The sequence below is a fragment of the Arthrobacter sp. 754 genome (assembly GCF_040548695.1).
Lineage (GTDB): Bacteria > Actinomycetota > Actinomycetes > Actinomycetales > Micrococcaceae > Arthrobacter.
Genome location: NZ_JBEPSC010000006.1, coordinates 57,623 through 74,040, shown reverse-complemented (window position 1 = coordinate 74,040; position 16,418 = coordinate 57,623). Strand labels below are relative to the sequence as shown.

Annotated in this window: 14 protein-coding genes; 12 read left to right on the top strand and 2 right to left on the bottom strand. The window is 67.2% G+C overall.

All coding sequences use genetic code 11. The annotated features are described in order from the left end of the window. The first annotated feature begins 1 nt into the window (after window position 1). From ABIA70_RS17075 to ABIA70_RS17060, 4 genes are all read left to right on the top strand, one after another. A complete protein-coding gene (locus ABIA70_RS17075; RefSeq protein ID WP_354148770.1) occupies window positions 2–1,696 on the top strand; it encodes a 5-oxoprolinase subunit B/C family protein in 1,695 nt (564 codons plus the stop codon). After that, window positions 1,696–3,468, top strand: coding sequence for an acetyl/propionyl/methylcrotonyl-CoA carboxylase subunit alpha (locus tag ABIA70_RS17070; RefSeq protein ID WP_354148769.1), 1,773 nt, complete (start codon window positions 1,696–1,698; stop codon window positions 3,466–3,468). The genes ABIA70_RS17075 and ABIA70_RS17070 overlap by 1 nt, the downstream gene beginning before the upstream one ends. 147 nt (window positions 3,469–3,615) lie before the next feature. Beyond that, window positions 3,616–4,335, top strand: coding sequence for an HD domain-containing protein (locus ABIA70_RS17065; RefSeq protein WP_354148768.1), 720 nt, complete (start codon window positions 3,616–3,618; stop codon window positions 4,333–4,335). Window positions 4,336–4,394: 59 nt separating this feature from the next. After that, window positions 4,395–5,189, top strand: a complete 795-nt coding sequence (locus tag ABIA70_RS17060; protein ID WP_354149034.1) for an IclR family transcriptional regulator — start codon at window positions 4,395–4,397, stop codon at window positions 5,187–5,189. A 90-nt stretch (window positions 5,190–5,279) separates the two neighbouring features. On the opposite strand, the gene ABIA70_RS17055 is transcribed toward ABIA70_RS17060, so the two are convergent. After that, window positions 5,280–6,794 (bottom strand): CYTH and CHAD domain-containing protein, encoded by a 1,515-nt coding sequence (locus tag ABIA70_RS17055; protein WP_354148767.1) that lies wholly within the window; start codon window positions 6,792–6,794, stop codon window positions 5,280–5,282. 114 nt (window positions 6,795–6,908) lie between these two features. Then, complete coding sequence (locus tag ABIA70_RS17050) at window positions 6,909–7,127, bottom strand: three-helix bundle dimerization domain-containing protein (RefSeq protein ID WP_354148766.1); 219 nt, start codon at window positions 7,125–7,127, stop codon at window positions 6,909–6,911. Between the two features lie 174 nt (window positions 7,128–7,301). Between ABIA70_RS17050 and ABIA70_RS17045 the strand changes: the two genes are divergently transcribed. The 8 genes from ABIA70_RS17045 (at window position 7,302) to ABIA70_RS17010 (ending at window position 16,409) form a co-directional block, all read left to right on the top strand. Beyond that, entirely contained in the window at window positions 7,302–8,579 is a 1,278-nt protein-coding gene (locus tag ABIA70_RS17045) for a cytochrome P450 (RefSeq protein ID WP_354148765.1), read from the top strand. Window positions 8,580–8,584: 5 nt separating this feature from the next. Further along, window positions 8,585–9,664, top strand: coding sequence for a PEP/pyruvate-binding domain-containing protein (locus tag ABIA70_RS17040; protein ID WP_354148764.1), 1,080 nt, complete (start codon window positions 8,585–8,587; stop codon window positions 9,662–9,664). Window positions 9,665–9,734: 70 nt separating this feature from the next. Next, the gene (locus tag ABIA70_RS17035; RefSeq protein WP_354148763.1) at window positions 9,735–11,603 is read left to right on the top strand and encodes a PEP-utilizing enzyme; all 1,869 of its coding nucleotides are present in this window, start codon (window positions 9,735–9,737) and stop codon (window positions 11,601–11,603) included. Continuing rightward, window positions 11,596–12,384 (top strand): SDR family NAD(P)-dependent oxidoreductase, encoded by a 789-nt coding sequence (locus tag ABIA70_RS17030; protein WP_354148762.1) that lies wholly within the window; start codon window positions 11,596–11,598, stop codon window positions 12,382–12,384. Before ABIA70_RS17035 ends, ABIA70_RS17030 begins: the two co-directional genes overlap by 8 nt. Window positions 12,385–12,432: 48 nt before the next feature. After that, window positions 12,433–12,753 (top strand): 2Fe-2S iron-sulfur cluster-binding protein, encoded by a 321-nt coding sequence (locus tag ABIA70_RS17025; protein ID WP_354148761.1) that lies wholly within the window; start codon window positions 12,433–12,435, stop codon window positions 12,751–12,753. A 2-nt stretch (window positions 12,754–12,755) separates the two neighbouring features. Continuing rightward, complete coding sequence (locus tag ABIA70_RS17020; RefSeq protein ID WP_354148760.1) at window positions 12,756–14,075, top strand: NAD(P)/FAD-dependent oxidoreductase; 1,320 nt, start codon at window positions 12,756–12,758, stop codon at window positions 14,073–14,075. 40 nt (window positions 14,076–14,115) lie between these two features. Continuing rightward, window positions 14,116–14,877 carry an HD domain-containing protein gene (locus tag ABIA70_RS17015; protein WP_354148759.1) on the top strand — a complete coding sequence of 254 codons (762 nt, stop codon included), beginning with the start codon at window positions 14,116–14,118 and terminating at the stop codon, window positions 14,875–14,877. Beyond that, window positions 14,874–16,409 carry an aldehyde dehydrogenase family protein gene (locus ABIA70_RS17010; protein ID WP_354148758.1) on the top strand — a complete coding sequence of 512 codons (1,536 nt, stop codon included), beginning with the start codon at window positions 14,874–14,876 and terminating at the stop codon, window positions 16,407–16,409. The genes ABIA70_RS17015 and ABIA70_RS17010 overlap by 4 nt, the downstream gene beginning before the upstream one ends. Window positions 16,410–16,418: the final 9 nt, after the last annotated feature.

Below are 16,418 nucleotides of genomic sequence, written 5' to 3'. Positions count from 1 at the left end.
CATGGAAACAGTCAGCAACCCCGCCACTGCGGCCCGGGTGCTCGCCGTCCGGCCGGTAGGCACGACGGCGGTGCTCGCCGAACTCTCCGGGCTCCACGATGTGCTGGCCCTGCAGGCCCTCCTGCTGGAGCAGCCGCTGCCCGGCCAGGTGGACGTACTGGCCGCCGCCGAGACCGTGATGGTCAAGGCGGACTCGCCAGCATCTGCGCGCCAGATGGCAGCACGGCTGCTGGAGATGGACCTGACGGTCCAGTCACATGCCGAGGGCAAGCTGGTCACCATCGAGACCGTGTACGACGGCGAGGACCTCGCCGAGGTGGGGCGGCTCACCGGCCTGGGGGCCGAGGGAGTGGTGGCCGCCCACACCGGCCAGCTCTGGACAGTTGCCTTCGGCGGCTTCGCCCCCGGCTTTGGCTACATGGTGGGGGAGAACCAGGCGCTGGAAGTCCCGCGCCGCAGTTCGCCCCGGACTGCGGTGCCCGCCGGTTCCGTGGCTTTGGCCGGCAACTACTCCGCCGTTTATCCGCGGAAATCCCCAGGCGGCTGGCAGCTGATCGGCCGCACCGCCGCGCACATGTGGGACCTCAGCCGCGAGCAGCCGGCCCTGGCCGCGCCCGGCGACCGCGTGCAGTTCCGGGCCGTGCGCGAGCTCGTGGAAGTTGCCGCGCCGGCCCTTGGCTCCCAAATCCCGGCGGCTCATGCCGCGGAGGTCCGGTCCGGGCTGCGGATCCTCTCGCCGGGACTGCAGAGCCTGATCCAGGACCTGGGCCGCCCCGGCCACGCAGGCCTGGGCGTGTCCTCCGCCGGCGCCCTGGACCGTTCCTCGGTGCGCCGCGCGAACCGCATTGTGGGCAACCAGCCCTCAGCCGCCGTCGTCGAAACCGTTGCCGGCGGGCTGCGTGTGCAGGCCGTGGGCGACCAGGTGCTGGCAGTGGCCGGCGCGCCGTCGGCACTCACTGTTGTGACGCCGTCGGACGTTCCGGACTCAGGGGACGCCGACGGCGACCTGCCGGAGCGGGTGCGCGAGGTGCCCATGGCCACCGCGTTCGCCCTGCTCGACGGTGAAATCCTGACCGTCGGTGCGCCGGAGCGCGGCTTCCGCGGCTACCTGGCCATCCGCGGCGGCGTGGAAGCCGAGGCCGTGTTGGGCAGCCGCTCCACGGACACCATGTCCGGAATCGGGCCCGCACCGCTGGCCGCCGGGCAGTTGCTGGGCGCGGGGGTGGCCACCTCCTCCAACGTGGTGGGCAATCCCGAGCTGCAGCCGGACTTCCCGGAAACCGGCGTGACGGTCCTGGACATTGTGCCCGGGCCCCGCGACGACTGGTTCGACGCCGCCGCGCTGGAATCGCTGTGCACCCAGGACTGGGAGGTGACGCCCCGTTCCAACCGGGTGGGCATGCGCCTGGCCGGCGAACCGCTGCGCCGGAACCGGGACGGGGAACTGGCCAGCGAGGGAACGATGGCCGGTGCACTGCAGATTCCGCCGGAGGGCCAGCCCGTGCTGTTCCTGGCCGACCACCCCATCACCGGCGGGTATCCCGTGATTGGCGTGGTGGTGGACCACCAGTTGGACCTCGCCGCGCAGATTCCCATCGGCGGCTCCATCCGGTTCCGCTGGGCTCCCGGCTACGGCCTGCCCGCCAATGCTTCTCCTGATTTACACGCCGATACCGAAGACGAAGTGAGCAACTGATGCGCAAGGTCCTGATCGCCAACCGCGGAGAAATCGCCGTCCGCATTGCCCGCGCCTGCGAGGACGCCGGGCTCGAATCCGTGGCCGTATACGCGGACGTGGACGCCGACGCCATGCATGTGGGCGCCGCCAGTGAGGCGTACAGCCTGGGCGGCAACGCGCCATCGGAAACGTACCTCAATATCTTCAAGCTCCTGCGCGTCGCGGCGGAGTCCGGGGCGGACGCGGTGCACCCGGGCTACGGCTTCCTGTCCGAGAACGCTGACTTCGCCGAGGCGGTCCTGGACGCCGGCCTGACCTGGATCGGCCCCACCCCGGAGGCCATCCGGCGGCTGGGCAACAAAATCACGGCCCGGGAGATCGCCGTCCGCGCCGGTGCCCCCTTGGTAGCCGGCAGCGACGGGCCCGTGGCCTCGGCCGCCGAGGCGCGCACCTTTGCCGAAGAACACGGCCTTCCGATTGCCATCAAGGCGGCCTTCGGCGGCGGCGGACGCGGGCTCAAAGTGGTCCGCGAGATGGACCAGATCGAGGAGTCCTTTGACTCTGCCGTCCGCGAAGCGGTGGTGGCCTTCGGCCGCGGCGAGTGCTTTGTGGAGCGGTACCTGGACCGGCCCCGGCATGTGGAGGCGCAGGTCCTGGCGGACCAGCACGGGAATGTCGTGGTGGTGGGGACGCGCGACTGCTCGCTCCAGCGCCGCCACCAGAAGCTGGTGGAGGAGGCGCCCGCACCGTTTCTGACTGACGCGCAGACCCGGCAGATTTACGACGCCGCCAAGGCAGTGTGCCGCGAGGCCTCCTATTCAGGGGCCGGGACGGTGGAGTTCCTGGTGGCCGCCGACGGCACCGTCGCATTCCTCGAGGTGAACACACGCCTGCAGGTGGAGCACCCCATCACCGAGGAAACCACCGGCGTGGACCTGGTCCAGGAGCAGTTCCGGATTGCAGCGGGCGAGCCTCTCCGGTTTAAATCCGATCCCGTACCCCGCGGCCATTCGTTCGAGTTCCGGCTCAATGCGGAGGACGTGGGCCGGGGCTTCCTGCCGTCGCCCGGTACCATCGCCACGTTCAGCGGCCCCACCGGTCCGGGCATCAGGCTGGACTCCGGCGTCCGATCCGGTTCAGTCGTGGCGCCGCAGTTCGATTCGCTGCTGGCCAAGCTGATCGTCACCGGCGCCGACCGGCAGCAGGCGCTCCGCCGCGCCCGCCGCGCGCTCGCCGAGATGGAGATCACCGGTGTGGCCACGGTCCTGCCGTTCCACCGCGCCGTGGTGGCGGCTCCGGACTTCACGTCCGAAACTTCGTTGGGGATCCACACGCGCTGGATCGAGACTGACTTCGCGGATTCCATCGCGGCGGATCCGGAGTTCGGCACGGCCGTTCCGGACGGTGCGCGGCGCACCATCACCGTTGACGTCGACGGCCGGCGTCACGCCGTCGGGCTCCCCGCTGCGCTGTTGGACGGCTGGGCCCGCTCAGGTGCTGGGGTTCCGTCCGGTGCTTCCCTGACGGGGGACTCCGCGGGGGAGTACGACGGCGGTGCCGCGGTGGGTGCCGCCGATCCCGGTGAGTTGCGCGCGGATATGGCCGGGACAGTGGTGAAGTGGCTCGTGGAACCAGGCGCCGAAGTGGCGGCGGGGGACCCCGTCGTCGTGCTGGAGGCGATGAAGATGGAAACCCAGGTAGCTGCGCACCGTGCCGGGACAGTTACTGACGTCCGTGCGGAGGCGGGCGGGGTAGTCAACGCCGGGTCCGTCCTGGCCCTGATCAGCTAACTGCAACGCGGGGTCACATCACGCCCAATCCGGGGCCAGAATCGGGCGTGATGTGACCCCGCGTTGCTATTGCCGACGCCCCGGCGTGCTTCCGCTGGGCGGAAGCGCGCGGTTGCCAGCGGCCGTTCGGCAGGGCACGCTGGGTGGATGACAAAACTGCAGCCCGCCACCAACCACTCGGGCCTGGACCTTGCGGAACTGGCCGCAGCGATCGAGCCGGACCCGGATGGCGTAATCGATCTGGGTCCGGAGCTGGCCGCGATCTGGGAACTGGCGGGGCCTTACCTTAAGGTCCGGGACAACGATGCCCACACGCTCTACGCCTTTGGACTCGCCAGCGCACTGCTGGACGCCCACCCGGAAGCGGATGCCGCCGTCGTGCTTCCCGCGATCATGCTGCACGATATCGGCTGGTCCCAGGTGCCGTCCGACGGCGTCCTGGCGGCGATCGCGCCCGGCGGCGGCAGGCCGGATCTGGTGCTGCTGCACGAGAAGGAAGGTGCGCGGCTCGCCGCCGGCATCCTGGTGGAGTGCGGCTACGACGCCGCGAAGGTTCCAGCCATTCTGGAAATTATCGACGGGCATGATTCCCGGCGCGAGGCGCTGTCCATCGAGGACGCCATCGTCAAGGACGCCGACAAGACCTGGCGGCTCAGCCCGCACGGCATCGATACCGTGATGGACTGGTTCGGACTCGACCGGGGACAGGCCCTGAGGCTCTGCAGCCAACGTGTCCACGGCTACCTGTTCACCGCTGAGGCGCAGGCCATGGCGCGGGCGCTGTCCGCGTTGGAGTCGGTGACCCTGTGGCCGCAGCGGCAGCGGCTCCTCGCCGGAAGCCGTGGCGACGGCGGGGCCGACGTCTAGACTCGGATTCGGTGCGGCAGAGCGCTCCGAAGCAGAGCGTCCTTAACGAGGAGGTCACCATGGCCGGCGGCAGCCGCGAACCCGGGCGCACCGTGACGTCCAAGGTGCTCGGCATCCTGGAGACCTTCGAGAAATCGCGCGGGGCCCTAAGCCTGACAGACATTGCCGAGAGGTCCGGACTGCCGCTCAGCACAACGCACCGCCTGGTCAACGAACTGACTGACTGGGGCTTCCTGTCGCGCGAGCCGAACGGCCGGTACCAGCTGGGCATCCGGCTCTGGGAACTGGCCCAGAACACTGGACGTCAGCTCCGAGATGCGGCACGCCCATACATCCAGGACCTGTTCTCACTGACCGGTGAGACGGCGCACTTGGCCATCCGGGCCGGGCATGAGGTCCTGTACATCGACCGGGTCTACGGTTCCAAGCGCGTGCCTCGGGCCTCCCGTGTAGGCGGCCGTTTGCCGATGCATGCCACCGCCGTCGGGAAGGTAATCCTCGCGTTTGAAGACGACTGGGTCCGCGACGCCTACCTCAACCGCGACCTCGAACGGCCCACCGCGCACACCCACATCGACCCGCGGCGGTTCGCCGAGGAGCTGACCCAGATCCGCGAGCAGGGCTACGCCACCACGTTGGAGGAGGTCCGGCTGGGATCGTGTTCCATCGCCGTTCCGGTGTTCCACACGGGCAGGATCGGGGCGTCCATCGGCCTGGTGCTGCCGACCTCCCAGGCTGCCACGATGACCCGGCACCTCCCTGTCCTGAAGGGGATCTCGGCGCAGATCGAGCGGGCCACCGCGCGGATCCCGTTGGAGACGCTGATCGGGGTGCACCGGGCGGGTAACGAATGACCTGGGCTCCCGTTCCCACGGTAGGAAGCGTGGTTGCCGGGTTATCTGCGGTCGGCCGTCATCCGCAATCAGGGATGACGAGAACCGTTACTAGAGTGAAACGGACGGGAACTTTTTCCATTGGCGGCGGAAGCGGGCTTCCGATTCCAGGGCAATGGCCTGTTCCAGCGCGTGCAGGCGGCCGTAGCTGAAGCCGTTTTCGCCCTGTTTGAATGCGCGGGCGCCGAGCCGGCGAAGCAGGTCGCGGGTGACGACGCTGTCCTGGTGGTCGCCCAGGACCTTCTGCACGCCATGGGCGGCCTCGGCCAGGCGGCCGGCCTTCTTAGGGCTGATGGGGGTGGCGGCCTCGGCGGCGTACCGCAGCCTTTTGCCGGCTTTCCGCGCTTCGTGGAGGGCAAGGTCGTCACCGGTGCCGGCAGGATGCCTCTTGGCCTCCCGGACGGCAGCGCGCAGACGCTTGATATCGCGGTTGACCAGCCGGGGGATCACTTTCCTGGCGCGTTTGGACGCGAGCGGGGCCAGCTCCGGGGAGGCCAGCAGCGACTCGAGTGCGTCGAGGAGGCGGAAATAGCGCGGCCTGTCCAGCGACTTCAAGACCTTGGCGTGGGCCTTCTGGTAGTCGGCTCCGAGCTCAAGATCGATGCGGCGGATGACGGGACCCATGACGAGCCGTCCGGGTTCCTCGCCGATCATGTCCTTGAGGCGGGCGTGCATGACTTCGGCGTCGCGGGCCTCGCCGAGAACGCCGGCGAGCCACTTCAGTTCATCCCGGAGAGCATTGACGGAGTCGGGGTTGCCCATCAGTTTCCGGTAGGTCGCCAGCACCGAGCGCATCCTGCGGGTGGCGACGCGCATTTTATGGACGGCGTCGGGGGTGTCCAGCCTGACCAGGGGGTCCTGTGCCTTGAGCTCGCGGACCTGTTCGCCGAGGTACGCGAGCATGACATTCCCCGCGGGGCCCTTGGGTTTTGGTTCCAGAGTGGCGCCGGCGGGCTCATTCGGATCCATGCCGAAGGCGCGCGCAAGCTTGGAGTGATGGGCGGAGGGCTGGACGCCGGCGGCTGCCAGCCAGTCCTGGCCGGCATCGAGCAGATCCCGGGAGCCCTCGACGAGTTCGATCTCCCACTCACGCCAGTGACGTACGGGCCGTTTGGGCGCCAGCGTTTCGGCCTTCACCTGGTCATCGCTGACGTTGGCAAGAACGGTACCTTCAGCATCCAGGAGACGGTGCTCGATGCGTCTGGTCTCCAACTTTGCCACCGGACCAACAGGCTGCTCCCTGGTGTGCACCCGTACAAGACTCAGCAGTGATTCGGGGACGCCGTCGGAAGCCTCTCCGAGCGGTTCGCGGAATTCTGTCCGCCCGTCCTTGGCTGAGGGCAGCTTCAGATGCCATCCGGCGTCGTGGCCGCCTGTCCGCCGGCGAAGCGTGATCTGCCCGGACGCCAGGCGAAGGTCCTTGGTGTCGAAGTACTCGGCCTCCAGCCGATGTTCCACGGGGATATCCAGCCGGTGAACCCCGGGCAGGCCCTGCAGGGACGGAAGGTGGGCCGATTCCTTGACGTCAAACTTCCGTTCAATCTCAACTGCATCCGTCGCGGCCATAGCAAAGTCTACGTCCGGGCTGCCAGGCACGGCACCAGAAATTCCCACCGTCCCAGGTGCCCGCAGCCCCCGCATTTGCCGCCAGTCCCGCGAGAGCAGCAGGCCTGCAGGGGATTACTGGTCGGGAGAAGGGTTCTTGAGTGCCCGGTGCAGACGGGTCCGCGCACCGTTCTCAACCAGGGTCGGCACGTAGGCGCGAATGCGGCCGCTGTCCAGGCCGTGGTATTCCTGGCCGACAATCTCGGTGATCAGTGTCCGGGGTGCCTCCGGATAACGGACCGCAAGCCGCTCGACAACGCGATTGACGAGGTGTTCTTCAGTTTCGTCATCCATCAGCCCAGTTTGCGTCCGGCCGCCGACGCCGTCAAGAAGCTTCAACCCCCTACATATTGCCTTCCGTCCAGTGGAAGCCGGTCCTATCCACCTGCCGGTGATGTGGACCACACTGGAGTTCAGAAGCCCCCCACCCCCTAGGGTGCGGGCGGAACCAAGACACCAGGAGTCCAGATGTCATCGTCGACAGATACGGCCGGCCGCTGTCCCTTCGGGTACGGCGCCGAGGCCCCCGCCGGGCACCACGGCTACGAGCCCTTCCAGATGAAGGATCCCTTTACCGCCTACGCCGAACTCCGGGCCGAGCAGCCCGTCATGTTTGATGAGCGCGTGGGCCTGTATGTTGTCTCCCGCTATGACGACATCAAGGCAGTGTTCGAGGACTGGGAAACCTTCTCGAGCGAAAACGCCCAGGCGCCCGTCCGCGAACGCGGTGCCGCCGCGAAGAAGATCATGGAAGACGGCGGCTTCACCGCCTACTCCGGTCTGTCAGCCCGCCGCCCGCCGGAGCACACCCGCATCCGCGCCGTGGTCCAGAAGGCCTTCACGCCCCGCCGCTACAAGGCGCTCGAGCCCTTCATCAGGGAAAACGTCGTCAAATTGCTCGAGAAGATGCTCTCACGAGAAGAACGCCGCGGCGACCTGGTCAAGGATCTCGCCTACGACGTCCCCACCATCACCATCCTCACCCTGATCGGCGCTGACGTCTCGCAGGTGGACACCTTCAAGCGCTGGTCCGATTCCCGGGCTGCGATGACCTGGGGCGACCTGAGCGATGAAGAGCAGATCCCGCACGCCCACAACCTGGTGGAGTACTGGCAGGAGTGCCTGCGCCTGGTCCGGGTTGCCCACGAGCAGGGCGGCGACAACCTCACCGCAGACCTCGTCAAGGCACAGCAGGACGGCGCCGAAATCTCGGACCACGAGATCGCCTCGGTCCTCTACAGCCTGCTCTTCGCCGGCCACGAAACCACCACCACGCTGATCTCCAACGCCCTGCGCGAGCTTTTGGCCCGCCCCGAGCAGTGGCAGCGGTTGGTCGAGGATCCCAAGAAGATCCCGGCCGCCATCGACGAGGTCCTCCGCTACGCCGGCTCGATCGTCGGCTGGCGCCGCAAGGCCCTCAAGGACACTGAGGTGGGTGGCGTCCCCATCGAGGAGGGCTCCCAGCTGCTGCTCCTGATGGGCTCGGCGAACCGTGACGAAAGCAAGTTCGAAGCCGGCGAAGACTTCGACATCTCCCGCCCCAACGCCCGCGAGCACCTCTCGTTCGGCTTCGGAATCCACTACTGCCTGGGCAACATGCTCGCCAAGCTCCAGGCCAAAATTGCGCTCGAGGAAGTGGCCCGGCTCGCCCCGGGGCTGCAGCTTGAGGACCCTGAGAGCATCGCTTTCCGCGAAAACCTTTCCTTCCGTGTCCCCGAGACCGTTCCCGTCAGCTGGAAGGCCTGAGAAATATGCAAAGCAACGAATATATCCAGTTTTTCGACGGCGGCATCGAACCCAAGCTCGAAAACCTCGGCGGCAAGGGCGCATCCCTGGTCACCATGACCTCCGCCGGCATGCCCGTCCCGCCGGGCTTTGTGGTCACCACCGCCCAGTTCGATAGCTTCATGGAGGAAGCCGGCATCACCCGCCACATCCACCAGCTCCTGGCCGATCTGGACGTGGAGGACATGAACCAGGTGGACAAGGTCTCCGCCGCCATCCGCGAGGACATCTGCTCCCGCCCCGTCCCGCAGGCCATGCGCGGGCTGACCATCACAGCCTACGAATCGCTTATGGCACGCTTCGAGGCGCCGGTTCCCGTGGCCGTCCGCTCCAGCGCCACCGCAGAGGACCTGCCGGACGCCTCCTTCGCCGGCCAGCAGGACACCTACCTTTGGCTCGACGGCGTCAAGGCTGTCACCGAGCACATCCGGCAGTGCTGGGCCTCGCTCTACACCTCCCGGGCCATCATCTACCGGCTCAAGAACAACATCCCCAACGAGGGACTCTCCATGGCCGTGGTGGTGCAGAAGATGGTCAACTCCCGGGTTTCCGGCGTCGCCATCACCATGGACCCCACCAACGGGGACCGCTCCAAGATCACCATCGATTCCTCGTATGGCGTGGGCGAGATGGTGGTCTCCGGCCAGGTCACGCCGGACAACATCCTGCTGGACAAGGTCACGCTCGCCGTCGTCAATGAACACCTCGGCGACAAGCATGCCGAACTCATCCCCGACGCCGGCGCGAAGCGCCTGGTGGAACGCGAGGTCGACGACGAACGGCGCGGCCGCCGCAGCCTCACCGACGCTGAACTCACCGCCGTCGCACAGATGGCCAAGCGGGCCGAGAAGCACTACAAATGCCCGCAGGACATCGAATGGGCGCTCGACGCCGACCTGCCGGACGGCGAAAACCTGCTCCTGCTCCAGTCCCGTCCGGAGACTGTGCACTCCTCCAAACCGGCTCCGCAAACAGCTCCGCAGCCGGTGGTTTCCGGCGGCTTCTTCAGCGGATTCAGCGGCACCCTACCCAAGCAGGCCGTTTAGCTTCCGCAGTTCCCGTCCGTCCCCGTTCCATACACCAAGGCTCACCGCTGAGCCCTATGAAAGGACCGCCATGTCCCTGAAGTCCTTCCCCAAACCCTCCGAGCTCACGGTCCCCGCGGGCGCCGAGGGCTGGGAAAAGATCTACCCCTACTATCTGGTCTTCCAGGACAAGCTCAAGGAGCAGGAAGACGCCAAATTCTGGTTCTGCGACAGCCAGCACTGGCCCACCGTCTTCAAGCCGTTTGAGACCATCGGCGGCGAATTCGCCGTCAAGTGCCTGGGCCAGTACAACGCCCGGCACCTGATGATCCCGAACGCCAACGGCATCGAGTTCCGCATCCACCTGGGCTACCTCTACATGTCACCCATCCCGGTGCCCGAGGACCAGATCGCCGCGCGCGTGCCGCTGTTCGAGCAGCGCGTGGGCCACTACTTCCAGAACTGGGAGCAGCTGCTCAAGGACTGGCACGTGAAGGTCAAGGGCACCATCGCGGAGATGGAGACCATCTCCTTCCCCAAGCTCCCGGACATGGTCCCTATGGAGGACATCACGTCCGGCAAGGGCAAGGACGGGTCCGAGAAGCTGCTGGAAAGCTACGACCGCCTCATCCAGCTCGCCTACCAGAACTGGCAGTACCACTTCGAGTTCCTGAACCTGGGCTACATCGCCTACCTGGACTTCTTCAACTTCTGCAAGCAGGTCTTCCCCAACGTCCCGGACCAGTCCATCGCCACCATGGTGCAGGGCGTGGACATGGAACTCTTCCGCCCGGACGACGAGCTAAAGGGCCTCGCCAAGCTCGCCGTCGAACTCGGGCTGCAGTCTCACTTCGGGAACACGGACGACGTCGATGCCACCCTGGGTGCCATCGCTTCCGCTTCCGGCGGGGAACGGTGGATCGCCCAGTACGAGGGCGCGAAGGACCCGTGGTTCAACTTCACCGTTGGCAACGGCTTCTACGGCCACGACAAGTACTGGAACGAACACCAGGAAATCCCGCTCGGCTACATCGCCGACTACATCCGCCGCGTGGACGAGGGCCAGGAAATCATGCGCCCCGTCGAGGCCTTGATCGTGGAACGCGACCGCATCATCGAGGAATACCGCGACCTGCTCGAAGGCGACAACCAGGCCATCTTCGACGCCAAGCGCGGCCTCGCCGCCACCGCCTACCCGTACGTGGAGAACCACAACTTCTACATCGAGCACTGGACCATGGGCGTCTTCTGGCGCAAGATCCGCGAACTCTCCCGCATGATGCACGCGGAGGGATTCTGGACCGAACCGGATGACCTGCTGTACCTGGGCCGCAACGAGGTCCGCGACGCACTCTTTGACCTGGTCACCGGCTGGGGCGTCGGCGCCAAGCCGATCGGCCCCGACTACTGGCCGGAGGAGATCGAACGCCGCCGCGGCATTGTGGACGCGTTGAAGACCGCCCGTCCCGCCCCGGCACTGAACACCCCGCCGGAGTCCATCACCGAACCCTTCACCCGGATGCTCTGGGGCATCACCACCGAGCAGGTCCAGCAGTGGCTGGGCGCCGGCGAAGCGGTGGAAGGCGGCGGACTGCGCGGCATGGCAGCCTCACCCGGCGTGGTGGAAGGCCTGGCACGCGTGGTCACCGACGCCGACCAGCTCTCCGAAGTACAGCAGGGCGAGATCCTGGTTGCCACCGTCACGGCACCGTCGTGGGGCCCGATCTTCGGCAAAATCAAGGCAACCGTCACGGACATCGGCGGCATGATGAGCCACGCCGCCATCGTCTGCCGCGAATACGGCCTCCCGGCCGTCACCGGGACCGGCTCCGCATCCACCACCATCAAAACCGGCCAGCGGCTCCGCGTTGACGGGACCAAGGGCACCGTCCAGATCCTTGACGCCGAGGATGAATTGGTTGCCACCGGACCGGGCGCCCACAGCCACAGCCATGTCTGAGCTGAATATGCCCAATGCGGAATATGGCGGCGAGGGACAGCCCGTCCGCACCGTCCTCATCACCGGGGCCGCCGGCGGGCTGGGCCGGGCGTTCGCGCTCGGCTTCGCCGGCCGCGGCTACCGGGTGGCCGTGGCGGACATCAACCTTGAGGGCGCCGAGCAGACAGCGAAACTCGTCCGCGAAGCCGGCGGCGAAGCAGCCGCTTTCGCCGCGGACGTCACCAGCGTCGAATCCACGGAGGACCTCGCGAAAAGCTGCGCTGAGTTCGGCAACGGGAGCATCGACGTCGTCCTTAACAACGCCGCGGTGTACGCGGGGGTGACCCGCAGCCCGTTCGAGGACATTGATCCGGCCGAATGGGACCTGGTGATGAACGTGAACCTCAAGGGCCCCTGGCTGGTGACCCGCGCCGCGAGTCCGTTCCTGCCCGAGGGTGGCCGCGTCATCAACCTCTCCAGCGCCACCATCTACAGCGGCTCCGAGCAGTGGCTGCACTACGTCGCCTCCAAGGGCGGCGTGGTGGCCCTGACCCGGGTCATGGCCAAGGAACTGGGCCGGCGGGGGATTACGGTCAACGCGATCGCTCCCGGCTTCACCCTCACCGAGGCCAGCTACGGGCTGATGGAAAACGCCGAGAACTACGGCGTGGACCGCGGCGCCATCAAACGCGCCAGCCAGCCCGAGGACATCGTGGGCGCTGCGCTGTTCCTCGCCGGACCGGACAGCTCCTACTACACCGGCCAGACCATGGTGGTGGACGGCGGCCGGCAGTTCATCTGACCAGCCTGCTCCTTTCACCCCAACGAACTTCAATCACAAGGAGGACCAATGCCAACGGTTCACTTCACCGACGCCGAAGGCGCCGTTCGCGACGTCCAGGGCAACGTGGGCGATTCGGTCATGGAAACTGCGGTACGCAACGGCGTTCCCGGGATCGTGGCCGAGTGCGGCGGCTCGCTGTCCTGTGCCACCTGCCACGTCTTTGTCCGGGAGGACTGCGTTTCGCAGCTCCCGCCGATGGAGGACATGGAGGACGAGATGCTTTACGGCACCGCAGTGGACCGGGAGGACAACTCCCGGCTGTCCTGCCAGCTGCGCCTGACGGATGAGATCGAACTGTTCGTCACCACCCCGGAAACCCAGGTGTAGCCATGGGCACGCAGACAGCGGCGCAGCCGGCTACTGACACAACCGGTTCCGTCCCCACGCGCACCGGCCTCCTCATCATTGGAGCCAGCCAGTCCGGGGTGCAGCTCGCGGTCTCGCTGCGGGCCCTGGGCTTCGACGAGCACATCACGCTGCTCGGCGACGAGGACCACCGCCCGTACCAGCGTCCGGCCCTGTCCAAGGAGTTCCTGCAGGGCACGGTGGAGAGCGAATCCCTGATCTTCCGCTCCAACCAGTACTGGGCCGAGCATAACGTTGAGCTGGTCAAAGGCGAATACATCGTCCGGATCGACAAGGAAGCGGACGGTTCCGGGGTGGCGCACGCGTCCTCCGGCCGTGAGTTCCCCTTCAAGCGGCTGGCCCTCACGGTCGGTGCCCGTGCCCGGAAGCTGGACATCGAGGGCGGGGATTTGGACGGTGTGCTGTACCTGCGCAACGCCGACGACGCCCTGGCGCTCAAGGCCCGGGTGGGCGACGCCACTGATGTGGTGGTGATCGGCGGCGGGTTCATCGGCCTCGAAGCCGCCTCCAGCCTGCAGAAAATGGGCAAGAACGTCACCGTGCTCGAGTTCGGTCCGCGGCTGGTTGGCCGGGCAGTGGGGGAGGAGACCGCAGAGTACTTCCTGCAGGCGCACCGCTCCCGCGGTCTGGACATTCGGCTCAACACGAGTGCTGCACGCTTTACCGCGGATGCCGCCGCAGGTGAAAAACAGACTTCAGTCGCCACCGTCGAGCTCCAGGACGGCACGGTGCTGCCCGCCCAGATCGTGCTGATCGGCATCGGCGTCATCCCCAACACCCAGCTGGCCGAACAGCTCGGCCTGGCCGTGGACAACGGGGTAGTGGTGGACCGGTTCGCGCTGGCGTCGGACGGCACCACCGTCGCCGTGGGGGACGTTGCCAATATGCCCAACCCGGTCCCGGGCTCCGAGCCGGGTGAGCGGATCCGGCTGGAAAGCGTCAACAACGCCATCGAACACGCCAAGGTAGCCGCGTACTCGCTTACCGGCCGGCGCGAGGAATACGCAGGCATTCCATGGTTCTGGTCCAACCAGGCCGATCTCAAACTCCAGATCGCCGGCCTCTGCAACGGCTACGACCAGACCGTGCTCCGGCGCGACGAGGAACGCGGGAAGTTCAGCGTCCTCTACTACCGCCAGGGCCGGATCATCGCCGCGGACTGCGTGAATGCGCCGCTGGACTTCATGGCAGTGAAAAACGCACTGGCCAAGGGACAGAACATTCCGGCCGACGCCGCAGCGGATACTGCCACGCAACTCAAGACCATCACCACGGACAGCTGACTGCACTCAGACAGTATGCTGGCCCACCCGAAGGAGCATTATGAGCACCCCCAAGACTCCGGTCGCCGAGGCCCGGACCGGCGCTGCCGATCCGGCCGCTGACGCCCTGGCCTCTGACATGCTGGCCGAGGCGTTCGCCGCCGAGTACAGCGTCCGCCCCGTTCCGGCTGCAGGACCGGTGGACACGACGGCCATCTGCAACACCCCCGCAGCGCTTGGGGAGCTCGACGCGCTCTGGGAAGCCGTTGTCCACGAGACCCGGACGCGCGGCAACGATATCCACCTGCCCATCTCGCTCGCCTTCGCCGAACGGCTCTGCCGTGCCTACCCCGACGCCGACGCCGAGCTGGTGCGCATCGCCACCCTGCTGCACGACACCGGCTGGGCCCACGTGGATGAATCCCGGATCATCTCCGAAGGCTTCTCCGGTGACTGGCGCAAAGCCGCCATCCGCTACGAGCATGAGCAGCAGGGCTGCGAGGTGGCGCGCCGGGTGCTGCCGGGTCTGGGCTATTCACCGGAGTTTGTGGAAAGCGTATGTGAAATCATCGACGGCCATGACACCCGCCTGGTAGCCCGGTCCCTGGAGGACGCCTTGATGCGCGACGCCGACAGGCTGTGGCGGTTCGACCGCGCGGGGATCGCCCTGGCGTCCTCGTGGTTTGCGATGGACCCGGCCACCTACACCGACAGGCTGGCCACCGAAATCGTGCCCGAACTCATCACCCAGGCGGCCGTGGACATGGCCACGGCAGATCTCGGCCGTTCCAACGCCCTGCTGAAGACGGCGGTGATCCGATGACCTCCGCCACGCATGACGCGCACATCAGCGACGCTGCCGCCCATGGCGCCCCTGCCCTGGCTGCCCGGACCGCGCTATCGCTGCCGCACACCCATGTGGACACGATCTTCGTCGACGGCGCCTGGCAGGCCTCGCGGGGCACCGGCCGGAACCCGGTCACCGACCCCGCTACCGGCGAAGTCTGGGGCTCCGTCCCGGACGGCACTCCGGAAGACGTGGACGCCGCCGTCGGCTCCGCCCAGCGCGCATTCCAGGGGGAGTGGCCCCGGCTGACCCCCTCTGAGCGGGCAGCCTACCTGATCCGGATTGCCGAGGAGGTGGAGAAGCGGGCCGAGGAGCTGTCGCTGACCAACTCCCGGGAAAACGGCTCGCCGGTGTCCGAATCCGCCGGTGCTGCCGCCAACGCGGCGGGTATTTTCCGCTACTTTGCAACGCTCACCGAATACCTGGAGCGGGAAGACGTCCGCCCCTTCCCGCGCGGCGGCGGCGAATCCGTTGTCCGGCGCGACCCCCTGGGTGTGTGCGCTCTGATCGCGCCGTGGAACTTCCCCATCAACCTGGTGGTCATCAAACTCGCGCCGGCACTGCTTGCCGGCTGCACCGTGGTGATCAAACCGGCGTCGCCCACGCCGCTGTCCATCCGGGTGATCATCGACGCCGTCGCGGCGGCCGGGGTGCCCGCAGGCGTGGTCAACCTGGTCACCGGTTCCGGCCGGCTGGGGGATGTGCTGGTGAAGCACCCCGGCGTCGCCAAGGTGGCGTTCACGGGTTCGACGCCGGTGGGCCGGAAGATTGCCGCGGCCTGCGGTGAGCTGCTGCGCCCTGTCACCCTGGAGCTGGGCGGGAAGTCCAGCGCGATCGTGCTGCCCGACGCTGATCTGGACGCCATGTCCGAGGTGCTGATCCGGTCCTCCATGCGCAACACCGGCCAGACCTGCTACATCTCCACCCGCATCCTTGCCCCTGCGAGCCGCCATGACGAGGTGGTGGACATGGTCACTGCCACCATCGCCGCCGGTAAACAGGGTGATCCGCTGGAGCCCGACACCGTCTTTGGCCCCTGCGCCACGGAGTCCCAGTACCGGACCGTGCTGGAGTATGTGGAATCGGGGCTGGCCGAGGGGGCCCGGGCAACCACCGGCGGCCGTGCTGCGTCTCTGGGCGGCGGGCTGGAGCAGGGCTATTTCGTCGAGCCCACGGTGTTTGCCGACGTCACGCCGGACATGCGGATCTCCCGGGAAGAGATCTTCGGGCCGGTGATCACCATCCTGAAGTACGACACCGTCGATGAGGCCGTGGCACTCGCCAACAACACCGAGTTCGGCCTGGGCGGGCTGGTGTTCGGCTCTGATCCCGACGCGGCGCTTGCCGTGGCGGACCGGATGGATACCGGCTCAGTGGGCCTGAACTTCTTCGCGTCCAACCATGCCGCTCCGTTCGGCGGCCGGCACGACTCCGGCCTTGGGACTGAGTACGGGATTGAGGGTCTGAACGCCTACCTGAGCTACAAGTCCATCCACCGCAAGGCCTGAAAACTCCAA

What these genes read in the sequence shown, in the direction of transcription:
- ABIA70_RS17075 (WP_354148770.1), top strand. Translation starts at nt 2, where the DNA reads ATGGAAACAGTCAGCAACCCCGCCACTGCGGCCCGGGTGCTCGCCGTC.
- ABIA70_RS17070 (WP_354148769.1), top strand. Translation starts at nt 1,696, where the DNA reads ATGCGCAAGGTCCTGATCGCCAACCGCGGAGAAATCGCCGTCCGCATT.
- ABIA70_RS17065 (WP_354148768.1), top strand. Translation starts at nt 3,616, where the DNA reads ATGACAAAACTGCAGCCCGCCACCAACCACTCGGGCCTGGACCTTGCG.
- ABIA70_RS17060 (WP_354149034.1), top strand. Translation starts at nt 4,395, where the DNA reads ATGGCCGGCGGCAGCCGCGAACCCGGGCGCACCGTGACGTCCAAGGTG.
- ABIA70_RS17055 (WP_354148767.1), bottom strand. Translation starts at nt 6,794, where the DNA reads ATGGCCGCGACGGATGCAGTTGAGATTGAACGGAAGTTTGACGTCAAG.
- ABIA70_RS17050 (WP_354148766.1), bottom strand. Translation starts at nt 7,127, where the DNA reads ATGGATGACGAAACTGAAGAACACCTCGTCAATCGCGTTGTCGAGCGG.
- ABIA70_RS17045 (WP_354148765.1), top strand. Translation starts at nt 7,302, where the DNA reads ATGTCATCGTCGACAGATACGGCCGGCCGCTGTCCCTTCGGGTACGGC.
- ABIA70_RS17040 (WP_354148764.1), top strand. Translation starts at nt 8,585, where the DNA reads ATGCAAAGCAACGAATATATCCAGTTTTTCGACGGCGGCATCGAACCC.
- ABIA70_RS17035 (WP_354148763.1), top strand. Translation starts at nt 9,735, where the DNA reads ATGTCCCTGAAGTCCTTCCCCAAACCCTCCGAGCTCACGGTCCCCGCG.
- ABIA70_RS17030 (WP_354148762.1), top strand. Translation starts at nt 11,596, where the DNA reads ATGTCTGAGCTGAATATGCCCAATGCGGAATATGGCGGCGAGGGACAG.
- ABIA70_RS17025 (WP_354148761.1), top strand. Translation starts at nt 12,433, where the DNA reads ATGCCAACGGTTCACTTCACCGACGCCGAAGGCGCCGTTCGCGACGTC.
- ABIA70_RS17020 (WP_354148760.1), top strand. Translation starts at nt 12,756, where the DNA reads ATGGGCACGCAGACAGCGGCGCAGCCGGCTACTGACACAACCGGTTCC.
- ABIA70_RS17015 (WP_354148759.1), top strand. Translation starts at nt 14,116, where the DNA reads ATGAGCACCCCCAAGACTCCGGTCGCCGAGGCCCGGACCGGCGCTGCC.
- ABIA70_RS17010 (WP_354148758.1), top strand. Translation starts at nt 14,874, where the DNA reads ATGACCTCCGCCACGCATGACGCGCACATCAGCGACGCTGCCGCCCAT.